Below are 633 nucleotides of genomic sequence, written 5' to 3'. Positions count from 1 at the left end.
AGTGGTTCGAGGTGAAGGTTAAAATAGAAGGTTAAAAAAAGAGCTCCTACTATATAGGAGCTCTTTTTACGAAGTTTTGTCGATTACGCTTTTTCAGAAAGGATAATACGAAGCGTACGACGCAGTGGCTCAGCAGCACCCCAAAGTAATTGGTCACCAACAGTGAACGCGTTTAGGAAATCATCACCCATTGCCATCTTGCGTAGACGACCAACAGGAACTGACATAGTGCCGGTGACCTTCGCTGGCGTTAGCTCTTGAGCCGTGATGTCACGATCGTTTGGAATCACCTTCACCCAGTCATTGTGAGTTGCAATGATTTCTTCGATTTCATCCATCGGCACATTTTGCTTAAGCTTAATAGTCAATGCTTGAGAGTGACAACGCATCGCACCGATACGCACACATGTACCATCGATAGGAACTGGAGAACCTTGCGAACCAAGGATCTTGTTCGCTTCAACACCCGCTTTCCACTCTTCTTTGCTCTGACCATTATCGCGCTTCACATCGATCCACGGGATCAACGAGCCAGCTAGTGGTACGCCGAACTTGTCTGTAGGGAATGACGCGCTGCGCATTGTGTCTGCAACTTTCTTGTCAATATCAAGAATTGAGCTTGCTGGATTTGCC

General features: G+C 46.8%; 1 protein-coding gene. It reads right to left on the bottom strand.

Annotated features, from left to right (window positions below; translation table 11 throughout):
* Positions 1–83: 83 nt before the first annotated feature.
* A partial coding sequence (locus R8O11_RS28755) for an aspartate-semialdehyde dehydrogenase (RefSeq protein ID WP_318195059.1) occupies positions 84–633 on the bottom strand: 550 nt, incomplete at its 5' end.

The organism is Vibrio sp. 1288 (genome assembly GCF_033344475.1).
The sequence above is the reverse complement of the archived record's forward strand: the minus strand, read 5'-3'. Positions and strand labels throughout refer to the sequence as shown.